Here is a 6966-nt window from a genome sequence, read left to right on the forward strand (position 1 = left end):
GCTTGAATTAGCTGTTCTTGTCCCTTGAGGTTGCGTCGGATTTGAACTTGACCAATATCGGCCACCGTAGTCACTCCCCCCGCTTGCCGGATTATTTCGGTCAATAGGGGCGTTTTTTGGCTTTGTTCGGGGTTAATTGTATAAGTACCCGGACGATTGACTTCCCCCGCGATGGCGATTTGCAGAGGCCGGGGGGTGAGAATGCTAACAGTAACCACGGGACGTTTGAGATAGGTGGTGTAACGTTTGGCAAGGGTTTGGCCGGCTTCGGTGACGGTCATTCCTTCCACTTTGACGCTGCCAATCAGAGGTAAAGTCAGGGTTCCATCGGCTAAAACGAGGAAATCGCCGCTTAAATCCGCCACTTGGTAGATGGTGACGCGCACTTTATCCCCTTCTCCTAGGGTGTACTCTTTGCTTTGGGCGGGGATAGGCGCGGTCGCCTCTTTAGCGGGTGCAGCACTACTAGGAGGAGTGGCTTGGACTGAGCGAGCCTCTAAGGAAGTGAGAGGGGCAATAGTGCCGATAATTAATAGATAACGCAGTGATTTGCTGATTAAATCCTGTAATTGGCTGCTATTTAACATGATCAATAGGATTAATTTTATCGTTGACATTGGCGATCAGTGTAGCACAAATAGTCGATCGCCTATGGAAACCCCCTCTAATATCGCATCTATCGAGAGTTACCGCTAACTGTAAGATAGTTTTAACGATTGCCTGTATGTAAAGGGGTATATTAATTTTATGACAGCTACTAGCACAATTCCCGATTTTTGTCAAGGGATAAAATATTTTGGGGCTTCCTTACCCGAATTTGATAAATATGCAGGAAAAGCCGCTATCGCTGAGGGAAAAACCGCTATTATTGCCGCTAATGACCCGAATGCTATCTATCAAACCCTCCTAGCCGCCGATGCTTTGCGTTACCTCACCCTACAAATCACCGCTACCAAAGAATCGGGACACCCCGGCGGTTTTGCCAGCGCTGCCGACGTGATTGCCTCTTTGATGATGTTAGGCCAGAAAAATATTTTCACCGAAGTGGGCCATCATGCCCCCGGTTTTTATAGTAACGTCTTTCTCGATCGCTCTCTGGAAGCCATGGGCATCAGCAACGTCAGGGAATTGGGAGAACGTTTTCGGGAAAAACACGGACTTTTAGGGCATCTTTCCGGACAAATCCCCGGACTGCTCGGGCCGGCTGGTCCTTTGGGCCAAGGACAACATTTCGCCATGGCGGCGGCCAAATTACACCCTAATACCCTTTTCCCTGTGACTATCGGGGATGGTGGTTTAGGAGAACCCTACATTATGAGTAGTTTTGGTCATTTTCACACTGCTTACCCAGAAATTACCAATTTTCTGCCAATTTTAGTTTGGAATGGCTATTCCCAAGAACACCATAGCATGGTGTCCCTGAAAACTAACGCCGAAATGGAAGCCTATTGGCGCGGTAATGGTTTCGAGGAAGTGATTCTCATTAATGCTAAAGACTTCGATGATGCTAATCAAAATGGGGAATATGTAGATAGCACCAAATTCTCTTTTAACCAGCGTCTGGAGTTCATGAAAGCGGTGTTAATGGCCACGGATAAAGCCGCCCAATTAGCCCTAGGTGGTAAACTAACGGTGATCATTATTAAACAACTTAAAGGGGCGGGAGTTCACAAACGGGGAGCGGCTTCCCATAATCTTTATCCAGGCGATTCTTTAGAAAAAGATTATATAGTTAGTGCCTTACAGGAACGCGCTTTACCCCCTGAAGCTTGGGCAATTGTTCGTACTAATTTCGAGCGCTCTGGAGGGGGTCCGGCAGCAGAAACAGTGGTAACGGAAAAAGTCTTGCCGCTGCCGGATTTAGGAACCTTACCGATGACCGAATATACTGTAGGTGGTGATAAAAAAGTGGCCACCACTGCCATGGGGGAATTAGTGGTAGCTGTGGGTAAAGCTGACTCCAATTTTGTCGTCACTAATGCTGATGGTAATGCCGCTTCGGGAATTAATAATATTAACGTCGGTTTAAAGATTATTCACCCCACCACCGATGATGCCTATTTCCAAGCACCTAACGGTCAAGTTTATGAGCCTTTAAGCGAGGATGCCTGTGCCGGGTTAGCCGTCGGTTTATCTCTCTTGGGAGGGCGGACTTTATGGTGTTCCTACGAGTCTTTTGCTATCAATGGTTTACCGATTTGGCAGACTGTAACCCAAGCGATGGCCGAGTTACGTCGTCCCACCCCTTCTACTATTACTTTATTCACCGCCGGAGCCTTAGAGCAAGGGCGTAATGGTTGGACACACCAACGCCCAGAGATTGAAAATTATTTCGCCGCTATGATGCGAAATGGCAATATTTTCCCTCTCTTTCCCTGCGATGCTAACAGTATTCAAGTCTGTTATGAATGGGCCTTGGGAACTAGCAATAAAGGCATTACAATCACCGCTAGTAAATCGCCTTTACCGGTGCGAACCACCTTTGAGCAAACCCGTCAAGCTTTAGAAAAAGGCGGCATAATTCTCCACGAATCGGAAGGCAGTAAAAAAGTTGTTTTTGCCGTCATTGGTGATATGACTTTATTACCCGTCTTTGAGTCTGCACAACAGTTAGAAGCGGCGGGAATCGGGGTAAAAATCGTCTCGGTAATTAATCCCCGTCGTCTCTACCGTCCTAGCGATGTGATGAGTGAAACTAGCTCGGCAGCTGATAATAATTTCCTTGATGATGCTGGTTTTGACAGTCTCTTTGCCGGTGATGCTTTAATCGGAGTAACTGGTGGTACAAGCGCCATGTTAGAACCAATTATGTTACGCAGTAATGCGCGTCGGGATGTTTTCGCTTGGAAACGGGGAGAAACCACCGCTAGTGCTGGGGAAATTATGGCCTATAATGGCTTAACTGCCAATGCTTTAACTGCGCGTGCTACCCAGTTATTAGGTTAAGTTCCCAGTTAGTTTTTTTGATTATTCCCTACTTTCTTTGATTGGAAAGTAGGGATTTTTTTCAGGTCACTTTTACCAACGGGGCAAACTTTTAATAATTTTCCATAGGTGAGGGTATTGGAGAGATAGATAGCGCTTAATATGGGATTTTAAACTAACTAAATCCTGAGATTCTTTCAGTTCTCTATCTTGATAAAAACGAATTAAATCATCCCGTCTTTTCAGTAAAATTTTAATTTGTTGGTAATCTTCTGAGCTTAAAACTTGATGGGGTTGAATATTTTCTGGCAGCGGGCGCGGGATGTAAAAAGTTGTATGAGATGGTGATAATTCCTGGTTCGGACGTTCTTTGGTATAGAGATAGATAGAAAGAGATTTCCGGGATAAATGCCGTTGATTTTCTGGTAAATTAATCTGAGAAAATCCATGCCATGAATGTTCATTGGTTTCAAAAATAAGACAACGATTAAAGATAGGTACAAAAGATTTAATCTTATTTTCTTCTGGTTGACGTGGATTGGAATGTAACTCTAGATTACCTCCCCAATCTGCTTGCCATTGGGGATTTAAATAGATTAATAAATTCAAGCGGCGATGATACCAATGACGCTCATCGAGGTTAAAATCAATGTGAGGGTCTAATTCTTGACCGTGTAAATTTTCGTGGGTTCCACCCCCATAAAAACTAGGGTCTGGAATTAAATTATCGATACCGGTTAACTGGGAAATTAACTCTAAAAACTCTTGAGCTTGAACGTAGCGGCCAAACTGTTGATAAACACCCCCTAAACCGATTAAATCCTCATTAACTGCCTTCCCGCCAACTTTTCCTAACTCACTAATGGCTTTTTGCGGATTAAAACTGGGAAAATTTTCTAGCAAAATTTGCGCTTGCTCCCCAACTAAAAAATTATCGATGACCAAATGCTTAAACGGTTGCGCTGTCTCAAAATCTTGACGATAGACAGGAGATTTCTCATAAACAAGGGGGTTGATAAACATTAGACAGCTTTTTTGTTGGTATGATGAATTGTAGCAATCAAACTGACAAAATAAAGATTAACTCTCCTATTGACCTCATCGCCTATGGACTGGTGGCACAAACTCAAAGATAATCCTCTCGCTCGTTGGGGAGCAGTTTTACTGTTAATCTTCTATTTAAGCGTAATGGCGGCGGATTTTGTCGCTCCCTACTCTCCCTACTCCTCCCAACCCGGTCAGTCTCTCCTACCCCCCACCCAAATCTTTTGGCGCTCGCAGTCGGGAAGTAACAAGGGTGAGTGGATTGGCCCCCACGTCTATCCCACCACTCAAAGTGCTATTAATATAGAAACTGGTGAGCGGAAGCTAATGAGAGATTTTAACAAACCCTTGCCGCTGAGTCTCTTTGTTCAGGGTGAAACCTATAATTTAGGTCAAATTCGCCTACCTTTGCCGCCAAAATGGCAGGAAGTAACTTTATTCCCCGGTATCCCTCTTGATATCCATCTGTTCGGGGTGATCGGCGATGGTAGAATCAATATATTGGGAACTGACGAATCGGGACGCGATAGTTTTAGTCGCCTGATTTTCGGAGGCAGAATTAGTTTATTTATCGGTTTGGTCGGGATTTTAATTTCTTTCCCTATCGGTTTATTTGTCGGTGGCGTTTCTGGCTATTTTGGCGGTTGGTTAGATGCGATTTTAATGCGTTTTGTGGAAGTTTTAATGACTATCCCCGGCATATATTTACTCGTGGCCCTAGCGGCCGTTTTACCCGCAGGATTAACCAGCACCCAACGCTTTTTATTAATCGTCCTGATTACTTCTTTTATCAGTTGGTCGGGATTAGCGCGGGTAATTCGCGGTCAAGTTTTATCCCTGAAAGAACAGGAATTTATCCAGGCCGCTAAAGCTATGGGAGCAAAACCACTTTATATTATTCTGCGTCATGTGCTGCCCCAAACTGCCAGTTATATCATTATTTCTGCTACGTTAGCCGTGCCGGGGTTTATCGTGGCCGAATCGGTTTTAAGTTTAATTGGTTTGGGAATTCAACAACCAGATCCTAGTTGGGGAAATATGCTTTCTTTGGCTACCAATGCCTCAATTATTGTTCTACAACCCTGGTTAATTTGGCCGCCTGCTTTGTTAATTATTCTCACCGTTTTAGCTTTTAATTTACTCGGTGATGGTTTACGCGATGCTCTAGATCCTCGCAATTTAGAGAGATAATTTAGTTATTTTAGCAGTCAGGAGGCGGTCGGCAGGAGATTATTTTTATTTATTCTCCCTTCTCCCTTCTCCCCAATTCATAATTCATAATTTATAATTTATAATTCCCACTTCCCATTATGAATAGAATCAGTAAAACCTTTAATAATTTCGCCGATAGTTTGGTGATTTATAGTCAAAGATACGGGAAAATAAGCTGGTTAATATTTTTAATTATCTTTGCTTGTATCATGACGATAACCTTTAATTTTCCCGCACAATCGACCAATAAAACCCAAGAAAAACCCGAAATTCGTGGAGTTTGGTTAACTAATATCGATAGTGAGGTATTATTTAAACCGGAAATCCTAAAAGATGCCCTTGATAGGTTGGCCGATTTAAACTTTAATACTATTTATCCCACGGTCTGGAATTGGGGTTATACACTCTATCCTTCTAAGGTAGCAGAAAAAGTGACGGGACGAGCGCTCGATCCCCATGAATCTTTAAAAAATCGCGACTTTTTAAAGGAAATAATTAGCCAAGGTCATCGGAAAAAATTAAGAATTATTCCCTGGTTTGAATTTGGTTTTATGGCTCCTGCGGATTCAGAATTAGCCAAACGGCATCCCGATTGGTTAACCCAAAGACAGGATAAAAGCGTAATTTGGTGGGAAGGAAAAGTGCATCAACGGGTGTGGTTAAATCCCTTACATCCGCAAGTACAAAACTTTATTACGGATTTAGTCAGCGAGATTATTACTAACTACGATATAGAAGGAATTCAGTTTGATGACCATTTTGGTTATCCCGCCGATTTTGGCTATGATGAAACCACAATTAAACTCTATCAAAGGGAACATTCTGGACAATTACCACCGCAAGATTATCAAGATAAAGCATGGATTCAATGGCGGGCCGATAAAATTACTGATTATATGAATAGTTTAGCCCAGACGATTAAAAAGCAGCAACCTAGAGCGATTATTTCCCTATCTCCTAATCCCTACACTTTCTCCCTACAATCCTATCTTTTAGATTGGCAAAAATGGCAAGAAAAAAACTTGATTGATGAGTTAATAATACAAGTGTATCGAACTGATATGAACGCCTTTGACTGGGAATTATCACAACCAGAATTACAGCAAGCTAGGCAATCTATCCCCGTAGCTATTGGGATTTTATCTGGTTTAAAAGGTCGTCCGATTCCGATGGTTAATATTACTCAACAAGTGAAAAAATCGAGACAACAAAATTTTGGTGTTTCTTTCTTTTTCTACGAAACTTTATGGAATATGAGTAATGAATCTCCTTCCTATCGACGCAGGATTTTTCGGGAAATACTCCAGTCTGCTAATCCTCGCTAAAATTAGGTAAAATTGCTGACTTTAAGCAAAGTTATCGCCCTAACCTGGCTATAGTTTCTTAAGTTTATCTTTAAATTAAGTAGGGAGGCACAATTATTTGTAGGATGGGTTAGCAGTAGCGTAAACCATGCAGGCGTTGGGTTTCATGCTTCAACCCAACCTACGTTCATCTTATATTTAATTCTACCCACCTACTTAAGAAAAAGCAGCAGGGAGAAACTAAAATCGCTAGAATGAAAAAAGACTCTCCCTTATCACTTTATTTATGCTGATCAGACATAACCGAAGCTCGATCGCTAAACCTATTTTACTGTTTCTTGGCTGCCTTGTGATCGGGCAGTTGGGGGTATTAGTGGTAGCCAATAGCCTCTGGTTTACCGAGATGGGTTATTTAAACACTTTCCTGAAACAATTATCTTGGCAACTAGGATTAGGTTGGGGAAGTGCGATTCTTTCTCTA

General features: G+C 42.7%; 6 protein-coding genes. 4 read left to right on the top strand and 2 right to left on the bottom strand.

Annotation, left to right across the window (positions count from 1 at the left end; translation table 11 throughout):
• Positions 1 to 617, bottom strand: a 617-nt coding sequence (locus tag PX484_RS13775; protein ID WP_288104284.1) for a polysaccharide biosynthesis/export family protein, incomplete at its 3' end; no start/stop codon positions are given.
• 130 nt (positions 618 to 747) lie between these two features.
• Between PX484_RS13775 and PX484_RS13780 the strand changes: the two genes are divergently transcribed.
• Positions 748 to 2946, top strand: a complete 2199-nt coding sequence (locus tag PX484_RS13780) for a phosphoketolase family protein (protein ID WP_287668891.1) — start codon at positions 748 to 750, stop codon at positions 2944 to 2946.
• A gap of 72 nt (positions 2947 to 3018) precedes the next feature.
• On the opposite strand, the gene PX484_RS13785 is transcribed toward PX484_RS13780, so the two are convergent.
• Positions 3019 to 3948, bottom strand: coding sequence for a 2OG-Fe(II) oxygenase (locus PX484_RS13785; protein ID WP_287766581.1), 930 nt, complete (start codon positions 3946 to 3948; stop codon positions 3019 to 3021).
• 84 nt (positions 3949 to 4032) lie between these two features.
• Between PX484_RS13785 and PX484_RS13790 the strand changes: the two genes are divergently transcribed.
• The 3 genes from PX484_RS13790 to PX484_RS13800 all read left to right on the top strand — a co-directional run.
• Positions 4033 to 5160 carry an ABC transporter permease gene (locus PX484_RS13790; RefSeq protein WP_287766579.1) on the top strand — a complete coding sequence of 376 codons (1128 nt, stop codon included), beginning with the start codon at positions 4033 to 4035 and terminating at the stop codon, positions 5158 to 5160.
• 119 nt (positions 5161 to 5279) lie between these two features.
• Positions 5280 to 6506 (top strand): glycoside hydrolase family 10-like protein, encoded by a 1227-nt coding sequence (locus tag PX484_RS13795; RefSeq protein WP_287766578.1) that lies wholly within the window; start codon positions 5280 to 5282, stop codon positions 6504 to 6506.
• A gap of 265 nt (positions 6507 to 6771) precedes the next feature.
• A partial coding sequence (locus tag PX484_RS13800; protein ID WP_288104288.1) for a UPF0182 family protein occupies positions 6772 to 6966 on the top strand: 195 nt, incomplete at its 3' end.

Source organism: Microcystis sp. M49636_WE2, assembly GCF_030065375.1.
Taxonomy (GTDB): Bacteria; Cyanobacteriota; Cyanobacteriia; order Cyanobacteriales; family Microcystaceae; genus Microcystis; species Microcystis aeruginosa_C.